This window comes from Thermogutta hypogea (genome assembly GCF_055386265.1).
Genome location: NZ_AP042425.1, coordinates 186,666 through 203,907 on the forward strand (window position 1 = coordinate 186,666; position 17,242 = coordinate 203,907).

At 62.1% G+C, this 17,242-nt stretch carries 12 protein-coding genes; 9 read left to right on the top strand and 3 right to left on the bottom strand.

The genetic code is table 11. From position 1 onward, the window contains the following. Positions 1–44 precede the first annotated feature (44 nt). A complete protein-coding gene (locus ACZ5B4_RS00610; RefSeq protein ID WP_464912500.1) occupies positions 45–1,040 on the bottom strand; it encodes a DUF1559 domain-containing protein in 996 nt (331 codons plus the stop codon). Positions 1,041–1,480: 440 nt separating this feature from the next. Then, positions 1,481–2,098 carry a Maf family protein gene (locus tag ACZ5B4_RS00615; RefSeq protein WP_464912501.1) on the bottom strand — a complete coding sequence of 206 codons (618 nt, stop codon included), beginning with the start codon at positions 2,096–2,098 and terminating at the stop codon, positions 1,481–1,483. A gap of 104 nt (positions 2,099–2,202) precedes the next feature. Here ACZ5B4_RS00615 and ACZ5B4_RS00620 point away from each other — a divergent pair, with 104 nt between their 5' ends. Both ACZ5B4_RS00620 and ACZ5B4_RS00625 read left to right on the top strand, forming a co-directional pair. Further along, positions 2,203–2,889 carry an RluA family pseudouridine synthase gene (locus tag ACZ5B4_RS00620; protein WP_464912502.1) on the top strand — a complete coding sequence of 229 codons (687 nt, stop codon included), beginning with the start codon at positions 2,203–2,205 and terminating at the stop codon, positions 2,887–2,889. 385 nt (positions 2,890–3,274) lie between these two features. After that, positions 3,275–4,576: a hypothetical protein gene (locus ACZ5B4_RS00625; protein ID WP_464912503.1), complete on the top strand. Its 1,302-nt coding sequence runs from the start codon at positions 3,275–3,277 to the stop codon at positions 4,574–4,576. A 4-nt stretch (positions 4,577–4,580) separates the two neighbouring features. On the opposite strand, the gene ACZ5B4_RS00630 is transcribed toward ACZ5B4_RS00625, so the two are convergent. After that, positions 4,581–5,666, bottom strand: coding sequence for an IS630 family transposase (locus tag ACZ5B4_RS00630; RefSeq protein ID WP_464911496.1), 1,086 nt, complete (start codon positions 5,664–5,666; stop codon positions 4,581–4,583). 41 nt (positions 5,667–5,707) lie between these two features. Here ACZ5B4_RS00630 and ACZ5B4_RS00635 point away from each other — a divergent pair, with 41 nt between their 5' ends. From ACZ5B4_RS00635 to ACZ5B4_RS00665, 7 genes are all read left to right on the top strand, one after another. After that, the gene (locus ACZ5B4_RS00635; protein ID WP_464912504.1) at positions 5,708–7,177 is read left to right on the top strand and encodes a sialidase family protein; all 1,470 of its coding nucleotides are present in this window, start codon (positions 5,708–5,710) and stop codon (positions 7,175–7,177) included. A 198-nt stretch (positions 7,178–7,375) separates the two neighbouring features. After that, positions 7,376–8,638, top strand: a complete 1,263-nt coding sequence (locus tag ACZ5B4_RS00640) for a Gfo/Idh/MocA family protein (protein WP_464912505.1) — start codon at positions 7,376–7,378, stop codon at positions 8,636–8,638. 120 nt (positions 8,639–8,758) lie between these two features. Then, entirely contained in the window at positions 8,759–9,784 is a 1,026-nt protein-coding gene (locus ACZ5B4_RS00645; protein ID WP_464912506.1) for a ThuA domain-containing protein, read from the top strand. Positions 9,785–9,927: 143 nt separating this feature from the next. Then, the gene (locus ACZ5B4_RS00650; RefSeq protein ID WP_464912507.1) at positions 9,928–11,205 is read left to right on the top strand and encodes a Gfo/Idh/MocA family protein; all 1,278 of its coding nucleotides are present in this window, start codon (positions 9,928–9,930) and stop codon (positions 11,203–11,205) included. 139 nt (positions 11,206–11,344) lie between these two features. After that, complete coding sequence (locus ACZ5B4_RS00655; protein WP_464912508.1) at positions 11,345–13,288, top strand: HEAT repeat domain-containing protein; 1,944 nt, start codon at positions 11,345–11,347, stop codon at positions 13,286–13,288. 232 nt (positions 13,289–13,520) lie between these two features. Next, positions 13,521–14,891: a sugar porter family MFS transporter gene (locus ACZ5B4_RS00660; protein WP_464912509.1), complete on the top strand. Its 1,371-nt coding sequence runs from the start codon at positions 13,521–13,523 to the stop codon at positions 14,889–14,891. Positions 14,892–15,003: 112 nt separating this feature from the next. Next, positions 15,004–17,211: a glycoside hydrolase family 32 protein gene (locus tag ACZ5B4_RS00665; protein WP_464912510.1), complete on the top strand. Its 2,208-nt coding sequence runs from the start codon at positions 15,004–15,006 to the stop codon at positions 17,209–17,211. Positions 17,212–17,242: the final 31 nt, after the last annotated feature.

Below are 17,242 nucleotides of genomic sequence, written 5' to 3' on the forward strand. Positions count from 1 at the left end.
GCGGCGCCTCATTTCACCACGGATCGAACGTTCGTTATTGGGCGTCAGAAGTTCCCGACGGGCAGGTTATCCCAACGGTCGCCCAGTCGCTGGTAAGTTTCGTAATCGATGGTCTGCGATAGGAACCGAGCCGAACCGTCGGCGAACAGGAATTGGGCACCGCCCGGGTGCTTGGACTTGAACCCTTGCGACGTTTGCCAGTTCCCGTACGCGTTGCAACCGTCCGTGCCGCCGTTGCCCGGTGCTTCGTCCGGGCAGGTGGGATAATTGATGGGCGACGTGGTCGCCGTCCACAAGGCGTTGGGATTCATCCATCCGCCGCGGTGATGATCGCCGCACCAAGGACGGATCTCGCCCATCAGAATCGTGTTCGACGTACCATCGGTGATTTGGGCCATGGTGGCGGCAAAGGAGAAACGGGAAAAACAACCCGACGTTTGATTCGCGCTCTCCGTGCTTCCATGCCCGGTAAGACCGCTGTGGAAATAATTCAGGACATTAGGGGGTTCATAAGCGGTGCAAGACCGGCCGGGCATGGGCTGGAAACCAAGGGACGGCGCGTAATTCGATTGGCCGGTGGTGCCCGCATCGCGCCAGGGATCGCTGGGGCAGCGAAATCCGGGAATCTCCCTGGTGCCGTAGCCCAACGAACTTAGTCGGGCCACGACGTCGCCGCGGAAGTCGAGCTGCTCGTAGAGCGGCCGTTGTTCCACGTAGGGGAGCATTTTTACCAACAGGCTACCCTTGCGGTGAGCACCGGCCTCCCATATGTTGCCGTAGCCGCCCGAGCAGGAACCGGTCCCCGGATTGGCCGGATCACAATTACGGTTGCCGGGCGCGAACTGGAGATTGACGTCATGATAATTGTGCATTCCCAGGCCGAGCTGCTTGAGGTTATTCAAGCATTGACTGCGCCGGGCCGCTTCCCGAGCCGCCTGGACGGCAGGCAACAGAAGGGCGATTAAGATGCCGATGATGGCGATCACCACCAGCAGCTCCACCAAAGTGAAGCCTTTCCATCGGGCCGTAAAACGTAACATAAGGCACCCTCCTTCCGGTAACAACTGACGAAGGACAAAGATCGGTCAACGCCGAAACACCGCCCTGTACCGTGTTACTTGTATCAGCGCCCCGGTGAAATCGAATCGCTTTCACGCGAGTTGGAGGAGCCGTAGTAAGTCGAAACCATCGCAATCTGAAAAGCGACTTTCTATGAGTATCGCAGGTCGGTTGGGCGCCCGATCGCGAACTTCTTCCAGCCGCCGAGCAACGGCCGAGCGCGCCAACCACTTACCGCGTCGCGCAGTATGTTAACGTTGATCGAAAACACTGTCAAGCTTTTTGTGCAAGTCGTTTCATTTCATAAATTGGGCATTCTCGCAGCAATTTACTTCTTTTCGTGTAGATCGATTCAGGCGGGTTTCCACGGATGTTGGTTCTTGCCTGGCGGATCCGAAGTGAGCCTGCGTGGTGGTTTCCGCTATTCGGATATGGGCTTCGGTGTCACATCGTACCGGCCCAGCATCTCCGCCAGCAATTCCATCGGCAAACCGACCACATTCGACTCGCTCCCCTCGATCAGCGTTAACCAATCCAAGCGATCTTGATAGCCGAAGGCGCCGGCTTTGCCTTCCCATTGACCGGTTTCCAGGTATTCCTCGACGGCGTCGTCCGGAATAGGGTGCATCTGCAACACCGAAACGGCGGAGCCTAGCCGAAGCTCGCCGCCGGGATAGTCCCAAACGCATAGCCCGCTGATCACTTCGTGCCGTTGTCCGCGGAGGAGTTGCAAGATGTGCCGGGCGTGATCGCGATCTTGCGGCTTGCCGAGCAACTGCCCGCGGCAAACCACGATGGTATCGCAGGCGAGTATCAGCCCGTTTTCCACCCTCCGGGCCACGTTTTCGGCCTTCTGCCGCGCAAGCCGCACAGCCGTGCGCATGGGCGGTTCGCCGCTGCATACACCTTCTTCGGCCGAGGGATCGGGCGGAATGACGCGAAAGGCGTAGCCCGCCGCCGCCAAAAGTTCACGCCTTCGGGGCGAGTTGCTCGCGAGAATCAGTTCACGCCCGGCTGCACTCTCGGGGCTTTGCCGCATGCCGCCGTCTCCCGTATGCTGAACCCCTAAGGGCGTTTCCGCATTCCGACGTGTCACGTTCCGCGCGAACAGGGTCCAAGGGATGACCCGGTCCGGGTTCCTCAATGGAAATCCTATTTGAAGATCGACAAGTGCTGGTCGTCAATAAGCCGGCGGGGCTGGCCACGATGGGACTTCCCGCGGGTAAGCCCACGCTCCTGACGGCATTGAGGGACTTCATCAAGAGACGGGACGGCAAGCCGGGCAACGTCTATCTGGGAATCGTCAGCCGCCTGGATGTGCCGGTCAGCGGGGCGGTTCTGGTCGCCAAGACCTCGAAGGCCGCCGCTCGGTTGGCCGAGCAATTCCGCCTGCGCTCCGTCGAGAAGACCTACTGGGCGGTCGTGGAAGATGGGCCGAAGGTTCGCGAAGGGCGATTGCGGCACTGGCTTCGCGGCGATTCCCGATTCCGTCGCGTGCACGTCACCCACCGCGGCGATCCCGACGCTCAAGAGGCGTCGCTTCTGATCCGTCGCCTGGCCGCACAACAAGGCTTGGTGTTGCTGGAGATCGAGCTGGAGACCGGCCGCAAGCACCAAATCCGCGTCCAGTTGTCGGCGGAGGGAATGCCCATCGTGGGCGACCGAAAATACGGCAGCCGTCGCGACTTCGGGGGAGGGATCGCCCTGCACGCACGGCGACTGGCGTTCATCCACCCTACGGACAACCGGCTGATGACGGTCACGGCGCCGCTGCCCCGTTCGTGGCAGGCTTTCGGATTTCCGACGGACGCCTTCCAGGAAGGCTCTTAGCGTCTGGGAGGGCTTTTAGCGTCAATCACCGTTTGCGGAGGTCGCGAAGGGCGACTTCACGATTGGCACCGCGGGTCTTGATATAGCCGTCCGCGAGGCGAACTCGGCCGGCTGGGAGGCCGGATCGCCGGGGGAGGTCCGCCGCGCTTTTCGCTGCTTGTTTGGGTAAATCGCCGGGGCTAAGATGATTCCGCGGCTTGCCGGCACGGCGTTGCGTTACGGCGTTGCATCGCGAGGTGCCCGATAACCGGTAGTGCCATACCGTGCGACCGGCGAAGTTGCGGAGTCGCGAGCTTGCGCCGACCACGCAACCGCGAGGCCTATTGCTCTAAAGAGGGCATGGTGATTTGCAACACAAAAGAAATATCTGCGAGTAGAACCTTTCATGGAAACTCTTTTGCGATGGCTCCTACCGACAATGGCGGCGGTGCTGGGTTGCCTGCCGATGATCGCGCTCGAGGGGCCTTTGGGGCCGATCGGCAGTGCCACCGGCTTGCTGCCGCGGGCAACCCGCGCCGGGGAGACGGAAGCGGCGAACAAGCCTCCCGAGGCATCTCAACGGAGTTGGGAGCTGGCAACGTTTGAAGCGGATATCACCATACCCGTCGGTCACGCCTGCATGGGCGGCGGGGTAGCCGACGCGAAGGAGATATTGGATCCCCTCTGGGCCAAGGGCTTCGTGCTGCGGCCCACGAATGCCGGAAAGCAAGATGCCGAGGATCCGCGGTCCGTTTCCCTGAAGGCCGCGGACTTCCCCTTGGTTGTGGTCGCCTTGGATTGGTGTCAGTGCAATAACGACTCGTACGATCGCTGGCGAGAGGTTTTGGCGGAGGCTGCGGGGACGACGCGGCAGCGGGTGTTGTTGGCTACGGTTCATCAGCACGACGCTCCGATTTGCGACCTTCGCGCACAAGAGTTGCTGGACCAAGTCGGGCGGAAAGGGTGGAACTGCGACCCCGAATTTCACGAGCAGGCGGTGCAGCGCGCGGCTAAAGCTCTGCGAGAGGGGTTGAGCAAGCCGCGCCGCGTGACGCACATCGGCCTGGGGCAAGCGAAGGTGGAGAGAATCGCCTCCAACCGCCGCATTCAAGGCCCCGACGGGCGCGTCCATTGGGGGCGAAGCAGTGCCAGCGGGGACCAATACGGCGAAGCGCCGGAAGGCGAAATCGATCCGTGGTTGAAAACCCTGAGTCTATGGGACGGAGATCAACCGCTGGCAGCCTGGAGTTGCTACGCGGTTCACCCGATGAGCTATTACGGACGCGGGCAGGTCTCGGCGGATTTTCCCGGCATGGCCCGCGATCGCCGACAGCGAGATGACCCCGACGTGCTGCAAATCTATTTTACGGGTTGCGCGGGCGATACCACGGCCGGCAAGTACAATAACGGCGATCCGGCCAATCGGCCTGTGCTGGCCGATCGACTTTACCAGGCGATGGTATCGGCTTGGCGAGATACTCGGCGGTTTCCGCTGGAGTCCGTCACGTTCCGCTCTTCGCCCCTCTATTTCGCACCGAGAGATGACGGCAAGTTCACCGTTGCAAGGATGCGGGAGATTCTGGCTGATGAGAACGCTTCTCGTTGGGAGCGGATCTCCGCGGCCTTGGGGCTAAGCTGGCGAGAGCGCGTAGCCGCCGGGCAACCGATCGACGTGCCGTGTTTGGACTTCAACGGCGGCCTAGTGTAGTGTCTCACTCAGATGGGGCCTTATCCAGTGCGGCGCGGGCGCGACGGACTTTGGCGAGGATCGCCTCGGCCTTGGCCGTCCACGTGAAGCCCTTGGGATTGGCATTGTGATCGGCAATGTATTCATAGATCGCCCGTTCCAACTGCCGAACGCTCTTGAAGACGCCGCGGCGAATGCGGCGATCCGTGATGTCGCGAAACCAGCGTTCGACCAGATTCAGCCAGGAACTACTCGTCGGCGTGAAGTGGATGTGAAAGCGTTGGTGCCGTGCCAGCCACCGCTGCACCTTCGGATGCTTGTGCGTGGCGTAGTTGTCCACGATCAAATGCAAGTCGAGTTCGGGCGGCGTCTCCGCATCGATCTTCTTGAGAAACTTCAACCATTCCTGATGGCGATGTCGCGGCATGCACTCGGCGATGACCTTGCCTTCAGCCACCTCGATGGCCGCAAACAGCGTCGTCGTCCCGTGGCGTTTGTAGTCGTGCGTCAGCGTACCCAACCGGCCGGGATACAGCGGCAAACTTTTCTGCGTGCGATCGAGCGCCTGAATCTGGCTCTTCTCGTCGCAGGAGAGCACCAAGGCGTGTTCGGGCGGGTTGAGGTACAGGCCTACGAGGTCCACGACCTTTTCGACAAACCGCGGATCGTTGGAGACCTTGAAGGTCTTCACCAAGTGCGGCTTCAAGCCGTGGTCACGCCAAATGCGATGCACAGTCGCCTTGCTTACCCCCACGGCCTTCGCCATCGAGCGGGTCGACCAGTGCGTGGCGTTGGCGGGCTTCTCCTGCGTCGTCTTGCGGAGGATCTCCGCCTCCTTGGCGGCGCGGACCTTCGGTCTGCGACCGCCGCGCGGCTTGTCCTTGTCGAGGCCCGCCAGACCCGCCTCCAGGAAGCGGGTCCGCCACGTTCCCACCGTGCGACGCGTGCAGCCGAGTTCGGCGGCAATCTCGTCGTTACGCTTGCCCGCCGCCGCGGCCAGGACGATCTTGGCACGCAACACCACGCGTGCCGGCGTGCTCCGACCCCGCGACCATTTCGTCAGCGTCGTTCGTTCCGCGTCACTCAACTCGATGGCTTTCGCAACTCGCATGGCGTCATCCTCCTCGGTCTGAGAGTGAGACGCCGGCGGCCATGGATAAGTTCCCTCAATTACAAGACACTACACTAGCTCTATTCACAGTCTTGCCCGCCGAGAGCTTCGTCGGCTATCAACTGGCCGCCGAGCGGCTGCGGCCCGATTCTTTCGTCATGGTGGCCGGTTTCGGCGACGGAGCACCCGGCTACATTCCCACCGATCAATGCTGGAAAGACGGTTACGATGACGACTACTGCTGGGTGGCGCCGATGACCGATCTTCCCATCTTGGAGGTGCTCCGCCAAGTCTTGGCCGTACCGGCCGATGACGACCGGCCTCCGCCCTCGCCGCTGCCGGCCGAGAAGACCCCCTGGAACTCCCGGCCCCCGGAAATCCGCGTCGAACAGATTCACCAGGAGCTTAGCCCGGAATTCTTGTGGTTCCATCCCCGGGCTGCGGCCGTGCCGGGTGCCGGTTGGAACGGTGCGACGGCCGTCATTTTGACCCTGCAACGGCATTTGGTCGTCTCGGATTACTATTCGGGCCTTTATTACATGCGGACCGATGACTTGGGTAAGACTTGGAGGGGACCGATCGAAGTTCCGGAGTTGGCGTGGCGACCTCAGCCGGATGGTAGCAACTTCGCCGTGGCGGATGTCACGCCGGGCTATCATGCGCCGACCGGCAAAGTACTCGCCATTGGTTGTTATGTCTACTACAGCCGGCAAGGCGGCCAACTTCAGGATCGGCCGCGCTATTCGGGAACGGCGTACGCAGTCTACGACCCCGGTACCGATCGCTGGAGTTCTTGGCAGATCCTGGAACCCCCGGAAGAAGAGAGATTCAATGCGGTCCGGAACGCCTGCTCGCAATGGCTGGTGGAAGAAGACGGCAGTCTTTTGATCCCCGTTTACTTCCAAGCCCGGCCGGAGGATCCCTATGCGGTTACCGTGTTCCGTTGTCGATTCGACGGCCGGAAGCTGACCTATCAAGAGCACGGCGATGAGTTGCAACTCAACGAGGCACGCGGCCTGTGCGAACCGTCGATCATCAAGTGCGGCGAATATTATTACCTGACCATTCGGCATGACCTCCGCGGCTATATCACCCGCAGCAAAGACGGCCTCCGCTGGGAACCGATTCGGCCGTGGACCTTTGACGACGGAAGCGAGCTGGGCAGTTACAACACGCAGCAGCACTGGGCGGCCCGCGGTGAGGAGTTGTATCTGGTCTATACCCGGCGAGGGGCGAAGAACGATCACATCGCGCGGCATCGTGCGCCGCTGTTCATCGCCCGGGTGGATACGGATAGGCTTTGCGTCTTGCGGAATACGGAAAAAACGGTGCTGCCGGAGCGAGGCGCTCAGATGGGCAACTTCGGCGCAGCCCGAATATCCGAACGCGAATGGTGGGTCACCGTGGGCGAGTACGTCTACGCGAACCGAACCGCCGACCGCAGCAAACCCGATCCCCGCGGCGGCGACGGCAGCGTGCTGTTGGGGCGACTCCGCTGGCCGGAGGAATAGGGACGCGGTAATATGGCGGCAGTAATGGTCCGCCGCCCCATGCGATAGGATGCCGCGGCGATTGTCTTTAGAATAGGGACATTCGCCGTGGCCGTGATGCAAGGGGTTGGTGATTTCTCGCCTTGAGCGCCCGGATGCGGTACTGGGGTTGCATCGGGGTTGGAACGGCTTTCGGCGCAGAGAGACGAGGAGCAAGCTATGTCGGTACTGCGATACGGCATCGTCGGTGGCGGTTTCTACGCGAAGTTTCAGCTTCGTGCCCTGACCCAGGTCCGCGGCGTCGAGGTGGCCGGGCTGGTATCGCGGCGTCCGCCGGAGGCGGCTGCAAGCTACGTGCGCGATGTGCGACTGGGCGAAGGACGCATTTTCCCGAGCGTTCGCGAAATGGCGCATCACGTAGACGTCGTGGCAATTTTCTCGCCCAACTTCACGCGCGTTGCGGTCTGCGAGGAGATTGCGGCCGCCTTGAGCGAGGGAGCCAAGCTGCGGGCGGTGATCTGCGATAAGCCGCTCGCACGAAACCTCATCGAGGCGCGACGGATGATCGACCTCCTGCAACCTTTCGGCGTGCCGCTGGTCTATTACGAGAATCAGCTCCACATGAAGGCCGTCAAGGCCGTTCGCGCACAACTGGAGCCGGTGATGGGGGCGATGGGGCCGCTGATGCTGGTCCGCGCCTCGGAGGAACATGCCGGGCCGCATAGCGCGTGGTTTTGGGATCCCACGCAACAGGGCGGCGGCGTGATGGAAGATATGGGATGCCACAGCCTGGCGGTGGCCTGGTATCTATTGACGCCGCCCGGCAAGCCGCTGCGATACCTCCGCCCGGTTTCCGTACAAGCCGACTTGGCGTTACTCAAATGGGGAAGGCCGAAGTGGCGGGCGGAACTGCTCGAGCGATTCGGCGTCGATTATGCGAAGACGCCCGCCGACGACTTCGCCACCGGCTTGGTCACGTTTCAAGATCCCGAGACCGGCTTTCTCAGCAAAGCCCAATTCACGGTCTCGTGGATGTACGACAAGCAGGGGCTGCGGGTAATGATGGACGGTTTGGGGCCGGGCTATGCCTTCGAACTGAACAGCCTGCGGTCGCCGGTCGAGGTCTTCGTCGGCGACGCCGCCGCGCAAGGTCTGGCCGACGCCGAAACGGCCTTGGAAAAGCAGCAGGCCACGCGCGGCCTGTTGACCATTCAGCCCAACGAGCCGGACTTGTACGGCTACGTTGATGAAAATCTCGATCTGGTCGATGCGTTGAATACGGGTCGGCCGCCGCTGATGGATTGGGAATACGGGCGAGAAATCGTTCGGCTGACGATCGCGGCCTACCTCTCCGCGGAGCGCAAGGCCGCGGTGGACCTTACCGATCCGTCCACGCAACAATGGTTGGAAGAATACGTCCCGCTGATCCAACAGGGACGCGGCGCCGAAGTCTTGCATGTGCCGCATGGATCGTCGGGATGAGCCGGCGAATTGCAAGCCACCGGCGGTTACGTTGATTACGATACGGGATGAGTGTGCCCACCGTCGAAACGGGGCGCCGGTTCGTCTTAAACTCGGAATGTGCAACGCTGAGGAAGAACCATGCCAGGAACAATGACGCGATTGGGGGTGGCCGCGGCGGTCGCCGTGTTTTCGCTTGCCGTCCAGGGACCGCAGTTGCGGGCCGAAGACCCGTGGGTCACCTATGAGGGCGGAGAAGGCCCGGGCAAGGGTAAGCACATCGTGTTGGTCTCGGGCGACGAGGAATACCGCTCCGAGGAAGCGATGCCCATGCTTGGCAAGATTCTGGCCAAGCGTCACGGGTTCCGCTGCACGGTTTTGTTCGCGATCAATCCCGAGACCGGGGAGATCGATCCGGTCCATGTCACCAACATTCCAGGCTTGGAGTTGTTGGACACGGCCGACCTGATGATCGTCTTTACGCGATTTCGCAATCTGCCGGACAAGCAAATGGCGTCGATCGATCGCTACGTCAAATCGGGCAAGCCGATCATCGGATTGCGGACGGCGACGCACGCCTTCAACATCCCGGCCGATCGTGCTTTCGCCCGCTACAGCTTCAATAGTAAGGAATGGGACGGCGGGTTCGGGCGGCAGATCCTGGGCGAAACCTGGATCAGCCATCACGGCGCCCACAATAAGGAAAGTACGCGCGGCGTGATTGCGCCGGGGATGGAGCATCATCCCATCGTCCGCGGTTGCGAAGACATCTGGGGGCCGACCGACGTTTATACCGTCCGGTTGCCGCTTCCCGGCGATTCGCAGCCGCTCGTGCTGGGGCAAGTATTGACGGGGATGTCGCCCCAAGATCCGCCGCTCGACGGTCCCAAAAACGATCCGATGATGCCTATCGCCTGGACCAAGACCTATCGGGGCGAGAATGGCGTAATCGGTCGCGTGTTTACCACCACGATGGGGGCCGCCGTGGATCTGAAGAGCGAAGGGTTACGACGGCTGTTGGTGAACGCCGCCTATTGGTGCCTGGGCATGGAGGACAAGATTCCGCCGCGAGCCGATGTGGAAACGGTCGGGCCGTACGAGCCTAGCTACTTCGGTTTCGGCGCGTTCCGCAAGGGGATGCGTCCCAAGGATTACACGATGGAGTGAACCGGGCTTCGTTGTTGCCGTGATGCAAGGCGTGCGGCAACGGCGGATGGCGATAAGGGTACCCGGCACGGCGGCGGTCGATCAGAGAAACGCTTTGTTTTTCGCTTTTTTGGCCTGTTTTTGAAAGATAGGGAGGTAATGTGATGATGCGTATGAAGGAGGCCCTTTCACGGCGCGCGTTGCTGTCACGGGCGACGAAAGCCGCAGCGATTGCGACCGTGCCGTACTTTGTCCCGGGAACCGCGCTGGGGATGAGCAACACCTTTGCGCCCAGCAACCGGATCGTCATGGGCGGATTGGGGATCGGTCCCCGCGGCCGAGAAGATCTTCGGCATTTCTTGGAGAATCCGGACGTGCAGTTCGTCGCCGTTTGCGACGCCCAGGCCGAACGTCGCAACATGGTCAAGCAAATGGTCGATGAACACTACGGCAATACCGATTGCCGCACTTATCAAAACATGTTCGAATTCCTTGCCCGGGACGACATCGACGCCGTGCTGATCGCGACGGGCGACCGTTGGCACACAATGGCGTCGATCATCGCCGCCAAGGCCGGCAAGGACATCTACTGCGAAAAGCCGTGCTCGATGACGATCGCGGAAAGTCGTGCCCTGGCCGACACGATGCGGCGCTATAGCCGCGTGTACCAAGCCGGCACGCAGCGCCGCAATATCGGCAACTTCATCTATGCCGTGAACTTGGTTTATTCCGGACGGCTCGGCAAACTGCACACCGTTCACGCCAACACGCTGGCCCCCGCCACCACGCACGATTGGTTGCCCGAGGAGCCGCTTCCGTCCAAGGACGAGTGCGATTGGGACATGTGGCTGGGACCGTCGCCATGGCGGCCGTTCAATCGCCGCTACGTCAACGGGGGATGGCGGGGCTTCTTCGATTTCCACGGCGGCGGCATCCTGGAATGGGGTTCGCACACCGTGGACCTTTGCCAATGGGCGAACAAGGCCGACGACACCGCTCCCATCGAATACGAGCCGCACGGCAACGAGGTCCATGCCGTGTATGCCAACGGCGTAAAGCTCATCATGCGGGACACGGGTTGGCTGGGTCTGGGCACGTGCAGCGTTCGCTTCGAGTGCGAGGAAGGTTGGATCGAGACCGGGGATCGCGGTCTGGTCGCTCTCGAGCCGGAGTCGCTGCGGGCCGAAATGCCGGTATTTACCATGGCAGGCACGGATCCGAGCACGCACATCCGCGATTTCCTGGATTGCGTCAAGACGCGGGCCAAGCCCAAGGCCGGTGCCGACGTCGCCGGCCAATCGCATATCGCCAGCCATTGTGCGTACATTGCTTGGCAGTTGGGACGCAAGGTCCGCTTCGATCCCGTCAAGGAGGAATTCCTCGGCGACGATGAGGCGAATCGCATGCGGTCAAGGGCCTTGCGCCAACCGTGGCATATCTGATGGGGAAAGCTAGGTAGGGATGGGTCGGACGCGACCGGCCGATCCGGATGGGCGAGCGCGTGCGAGGTATCCGAAAGATCATGCCGCGCGGCTCGCAAACCGATTCCAAAGCCGTTTGACAAATCAGAGGATCGAGATCATGAAATCGGTAACAGGTAGCATGTTTTTGGCGTGCGCGGCGGCGATCGGATGCTTGGTCGCCGCACGGCCTTCACCTGCGCAACAGGCCGGGGCCGTCGATCCGGCTTCGCTGATAGCCGTCCTGCAATCCGCGGATGCCTCGCTGCACGACAAAGCCTTGGCGTGCAAACAGTTGGCCGTCGTGGGCGACGAATCGGCCGTGCCGGTCCTGGCTGCCTTGCTGGGAGACGAAAACCTTTCCCATTATGCACGGTTCGCCTTGGAGCCTATCCCGGGTAAGGCGGTGGACGCGGCACTGCGGGATGCCTTGAACACCGTGCAAGGGACGCTGAAATTGGGCGTTATCAATTCCATCGGTGCCCGCCGCGACGCCGATGCCGTTCCCACTCTGAAAGAACTCCTGGCATCGGAGGATGCCGCCTTGGTCGATGCGGCAGCCTCGGCCTTGGCCCGCATCGGTACGCCCGATTCCGTGGGAATCTTGATCGAGGCGCTCGCTTCGGCTCAGGGGGATCGAGCCGATAGCATCGCCGACGCGCTGGTGATCGGGGCCGACGTCTTGCGGCGAGACGGCAACAAGGAACAGGCGGTGGCCGCTTACCGAGCGTTACGCGGCGCCCGGCTTCCCGTCCGGTACCTGATTGCGGCGGTTCGCGGTGAGATAGAGACGGCGGGCGATGCCGGGCTTGCCCTCTGGGATGAAACGGCGAAGTCCGCGGACGATGCCATGTTCTCCGCGGCGATGGGGGCGGCGCGAGATCTCGATCCCGCCGCAGTGGTTCCGCGCTTGACGCAGCTTTATGCGGCTGCCCCCGCCGAACGGAAAGGCGTGATCCTGCAGGCCATCTCCGATTTGCACGGCGGGACGGCCGCGGAGTTGGCCCGGCAGGCTTTGCAGGGGGATGATGCGGGCCTCCAGGTAGCCGCCCTGCGCGTTTTGGCAAAGCATGGCGGAGCGCAGGATCTCGATCTGCTGGGGCAGGCCGTGGGTAGCGCAAACGATGACGTGCGTGCGGCTGCACAAGCGGCCTTGGATTCGCTCGACGCGCCCGGCATCGGTGAGGCCCTGGCCCAACGCTTGCGGTCGGCAGAAGCAGGTGATTGGCCGGTCCTGGCGGCGACTGCGGGACGGCGCCGTTTGGCGGCTGCCGCGCCGGTGCTCCGCGAGGCGCTCGATTCTCCGGATGCCGCACGACGGTCGGCTGCGGTTACGGCCTTGGGCGCCATCGCCCAGTGGGATGACGTCGTCGCCCTGTTGTCGCGATTGGGCAAAGCGTCCACCGAAGAGGAGAAGAACGTCATTCGCGAAGCCCTGCGGACGGCCTTACGCCGGCAACCCGACGCCGACGCTGCCGCGGGACGCTTGGCGGAGATGCTGAACGGATCCAGCGGCGAAATCCGGGCTTTCATCTTCGAACTGTTGACCATCGTCGGCGGAAAGACCGCCCTGGAGACGGTCGTGCAAGCGGCTCAAGGGAATGATCCCGAATTGCAGGACTTGGCGACGGTCGCCTTGGGCAACTGGATGACGCCGGACGCTGCCCAACCGTTGGTCGATCTCATCGAGTCGGGCAAAGCCGAACGGTTCCAGGTTCGCATGTTGCGGGCATACATCCGCATCGCCCGGCAGTTGAACGTCGAACCTCAGGAGCGGTTGGCCATGTGCGAGAAGGCGCTGGCGCTCGCGCGGCGGGACGCCGAGCGGGAATTGGTGATGGAGGTGCTGGGGCGGAATCCGAGTCCGGCCTCCCTGCAAATGGTGATGGCGGAGATGGGACGCCCCGCTACGGCCGAGGCGGCTTATGCGGCGGCGGTGGCCATCGGTGAAAAATGGACTGCCAACCGCAACCTGGTCACTCAAGCCATGGAGCGGGTCATTGCCGGGACCAAGGATGCCCAGCTTAAGGCCCGAGCCGAAGCGGTTCTCAATCGCATCCGGTAAAGGCGGGGCGGACGATCGGTTTCGAAACGCCGGGCGGCAGGTTTCCATCACGTGGCCTATCCCGGCGCGGCTTTGGTGATTTGGGCGAACGTCGCCCGACTTGTTCACGCTTCGTAGCATACGGTTCCACCGCTCCGCGTCCAATCGGGCGGTGGGGCCGTATCTTTACCGTCGCGATTTCTCGAAAGGTCTCCTTCCCTCGTTGACCTGCTCGGCAGGCAGGCGGTCCGACATGCGGATGAATCGCTACTTGATGCTGTGCGTTTTGGTTTCCTCGCTGGGCGGACTGCTGTTCGGCTTCGACACCGCCGTGATTTCCGGCACGGAGAAATTGCTCCAAAGCGTCTTTCAGTTGTCGGACTTCTGGTTGGGGTTTACCGTGGCCTCAGCGCTGATCGGGACGATCATCGGCTCCCTGACGGCGGGTTATCCCGCGGATCGCTGGGGCCGACGCCCCACCCTCATCTTGATCGCGGTGCTGTATTTCATATCGGCGGTCGGCAGCGGATTGGCATGGGATTGGTTTTCGCTGGTTTTCTTCCGGTTCTTGGGCGGCTTGGGGGTCGGCGGCGCCTCGGTTGTGGCCCCGATGTACATCGCGGAGATAACCCCGCCGCAAGCGCGGGGCCGTTTGGTGGCGGTGGTTCAATTCAATATCGTGCTGGGGATTCTGCTGGCCTTCCTCTCGAACTACGGCATTGCCTTGCTACAGTTGGGCGAGGTCGAATGGCGTTGGATGTTCGGCGTCGAGGCGATTCCGGCGGCGGCCTTTTGGTTCCTGCTTTATGCCACGCCGCGCAGCCCGCGTTGGCTGGTGGCCCGCGGTCGATCTCCCGAAGCAACCGAGGTCCTGGTTCGCTTGGGCGTCGCTGCCGAGCAGGCCGGCCGGCTGGTGCGGGAAATCGAGGAGTCCTTGGCAAACCGCGAGGCGGCGGCTTGGGATGCACTGTTAGCTCGCCGCTATCGAAAGTCCGTGCTCTTGGCGATCGCCATTGCGGCCTTCAATCAGCTTTCGGGCATCAATGCCCTAATGTACTACGCCCCCCGCATCTTCGAGATGGCGGGAGCCGGTAAAGACACCGCCTTTTTGCAGGCCGTGGCGGTGGGCGGTACGAACTTGATCTTTACGCTCTTGGCCATGGCCGTCATCGACCGCTTCGGCCGGCGATTCCTGATGCTGGTCGGTTCCATCGGTTACATCCTCAGCCTCACTGCAACGGCCGGAGCCTTCTACTGGTATGGATCGCATTTCGACGGCCTGGGAAACGCCGTCGTTCTGATCAGCCTCTTGGTGTTCATCGCGTCGCACGCTTTCGGGCAGGGAGCGGTGATTTGGGTCTTCATCAGCGAGGTGTTTCCCAATACGGTTCGCGCCTACGGCCAGGCGTTGGGCAGCTTTACGCACTGGTTCATGTGCGCCGCCATTTCGTGGACGTTTCCCATGATCGCGGCGGCATCGGGCGGTCATGCCTTCGCCTTTTACGCCGTCATGATGGTTCTGCAATTGCTGTGGGTGCTGTTCGTGATGCCCGAGACCAAAGGGGTTCCGCTGGAGGAAATCGAAAAGCGTTTGGCGGGACGCGGGGATACGGCCGCGAGTTGACCAAGGCTGCGTCGCCGCACGAACTATAGCGATACCTATCCGTCATTGGCGGCCTCGAAGGCGACCGGCGGAGTCGCTCCCCCGAGGCGGTGCGCTGGAAAGGGAAATGCTCATGCGGACCTCTTGGAGTAACGCGTTGATTTGGGGCGCCGTGGTGGTGTTGGCGGCGCTGGGGAGAGAGACCGCGGTGATCGCCGAGCAAGAGGCGGGGCAAGAGGAAAGGGATATCCTGATCGACGATTTCGAGAGGGCGGAGTACGCCCCGTGGACGACGGAGGGGGAGGCCTTCGGTCCCGGGCCGGCGGAAGGTACGTTGCCCAATCAAATGCCGGTGACCGGCTATCGCGGCAAGCGGCTTGTCAATTCCTACCACGGCGGCGACGGCCCGCAAGGAAGCCTCGTCAGCCCGCCCTTTCGCATCGAAAGACGGTATTTGTGCTTTCTGATCGGCGGAGGCGGCTATCCGGACGAGACCTTCATGGAGCTGCTCGTGGACGGCAAGAGCGTACGCACCGCTCATGGGCCGAACGTCGCTCCCGGTGGATCCGAGGAGCTGGATTGGGAATCTTGGGATGTTTCCGAGTTCATCGGCAAGACGGCCGTTCTGCGCATCGTGGATCGTCGCTCCGGCGGCTGGGGCCATATCAATGTGGATGAAATCATTCAATCGAACGTGAACAAGGCCGAGGCTGCCGCGCACGCATTCATCCCCGAAGCGAGGTTCCTTTTGCTGCCGGTCGGTGACGACACCGAGCGGATTCGGTGCCGGCTGCGGTTGGGGGATCGCGTGGTGCGCTATTTTGCCGTGGACGTGGCGGAGCCCGGCACGCGGGAACGGTTTTGGGCTTCCGTGGATGTCGCGGAATTTCGCGGTCAGAAGCTCCTGTGGGATGTTCGGCCCCGGTCCGCCGCGGAGATTGTGGCGGCACGCGCACGGCAGGCGGAAATGCCGATCTTCCCCGAGGATTTGTACCGGGAAGCGTTGCGCCCGCAGTTTCATTTTTCGCCCCGCGTGGGATGGACGAACGATCCCAACGGTTTGGTTTATGATCAGGGCGAATACCACCTCTTTTTCCAGCACAATCCGTTCGGCGTTCAATGGGGAAACATGACTTGGGGGCACGCCGTCAGTCGCGATTTGGTCCACTGGGAAGAATTGGGCGATGCCCTTTTGCCCGACGAATCGGGGACCATCTTTTCCGGGTCGGCGGTCATCGATCACGCCAATACGTCGGGGTTGGGGTCGAGCGAGCGCCCGCCTATGTGCGCTTTTTACACGGCGGCGGGCGGCGAATCTTTCGACCCGCGACCGTTCACGCAGTGCATGGCCTGGTCTGTGGATGGAGGGCGAAGCTGGAGAAAGTTCGCGGGGAATCCGGTGGTCGGCCCCATCGCAGAAGGCAATCGCGATCCCAAGGTCTTTTGGTTTGCCCCGACCTCGCGCTGGATCATGGTGCTGTACGTGCGGCGAGATGCCTTTTCCCTCTTCTCATCGCAGGATTTAAAGACGTGGCGCGCAGAGGGCGAAGTGGAGTTCCCCACCGCCTTTGAATGTCCGGAATTGTTCGAACTCCCTATCGAAGACCGGCCTGCCGAGACGCGTTGGGTGCTGTGGTCCGCCTCGGGGAACCATCTGATCGGAAGGTTCGACGGACATGCCTTCACGCCGGAAAGTCCCGTCTTGCGGAGCGAGTGGGGAAAGAATTGCTACGCGGGGCAAACGTGGAATGACGTGCCGGACGGAAGACGCATTTTCATCGGCTGGATGAACTCCGACGGCTCCGCCTACCGCGACATGCCCTTCAGTCAACAGATGACCTTTCCCCGTCGGTTCACCCTGCGAGACACGGAGGAAGGCTTGCGCCTTCACGCCTTGCCCATCGAGGAGATTCAAAGGCTGTACCGCAAAGTGGCGGAGGGACGGGAGATTCCCTTGGCGGCGGACAGGGTTCAGGAGTTTGCGGGCGGAGAATTGCTCGACGTCGAGCTTTCCTTGGAAGGACGTGGGGCGTCGCTCATCCGGGTGAATGTGCGCGGCGTGGAGATTGCCTATCGTCCCGGCGAAGGCGTGTTGGAGTGTCTCGGGAGCAAGATCGAAGGCTTGCCGAAGGACAAGCCGCTGCAACTGCGTCTGCTTGTCGATCGGACCTCGCTCGAGGTTTTCGCCGTGGACGGCCGGTATGTCATGTCGTTCGTCCTGCCTCTTGATCCTCGGCAAACGGGACTTCAGATTACGGCCGATGGTGCGGCGGAGGTTGGTTCGCTTGCGATTCGGGAATTGAGTTCCATCTGGCATGTTTCGGCCGACGGATCGCAGTGATGTCGCAACGCGGCGCGGCACGGAAGACCGG

Coding starts and splice junctions, on each gene's coding strand:
- ACZ5B4_RS00635 (WP_464912504.1), top strand. CDS start 5,708: ATGGATAAGTTCCCTCAATTACAAGACACTACACTAGCTCTATTCACA.
- ACZ5B4_RS00610 (WP_464912500.1), bottom strand. CDS start 1,040: ATGTTACGTTTTACGGCCCGATGGAAAGGCTTCACTTTGGTGGAGCTG.
- ACZ5B4_RS00630 (WP_464911496.1), bottom strand. CDS start 5,666: ATGCGAGTTGCGAAAGCCATCGAGTTGAGTGACGCGGAACGAACGACG.
- ACZ5B4_RS00655 (WP_464912508.1), top strand. CDS start 11,345: ATGAAATCGGTAACAGGTAGCATGTTTTTGGCGTGCGCGGCGGCGATC.
- ACZ5B4_RS00660 (WP_464912509.1), top strand. CDS start 13,521: ATGCGGATGAATCGCTACTTGATGCTGTGCGTTTTGGTTTCCTCGCTG.
- ACZ5B4_RS00620 (WP_464912502.1), top strand. CDS start 2,203: ATGGAAATCCTATTTGAAGATCGACAAGTGCTGGTCGTCAATAAGCCG.
- ACZ5B4_RS00650 (WP_464912507.1), top strand. CDS start 9,928: ATGATGCGTATGAAGGAGGCCCTTTCACGGCGCGCGTTGCTGTCACGG.
- ACZ5B4_RS00665 (WP_464912510.1), top strand. CDS start 15,004: ATGCGGACCTCTTGGAGTAACGCGTTGATTTGGGGCGCCGTGGTGGTG.
- ACZ5B4_RS00645 (WP_464912506.1), top strand. CDS start 8,759: ATGCCAGGAACAATGACGCGATTGGGGGTGGCCGCGGCGGTCGCCGTG.
- ACZ5B4_RS00625 (WP_464912503.1), top strand. CDS start 3,275: ATGGAAACTCTTTTGCGATGGCTCCTACCGACAATGGCGGCGGTGCTG.
- ACZ5B4_RS00615 (WP_464912501.1), bottom strand. CDS start 2,098: ATGCGGCAAAGCCCCGAGAGTGCAGCCGGGCGTGAACTGATTCTCGCG.
- ACZ5B4_RS00640 (WP_464912505.1), top strand. CDS start 7,376: ATGTCGGTACTGCGATACGGCATCGTCGGTGGCGGTTTCTACGCGAAG.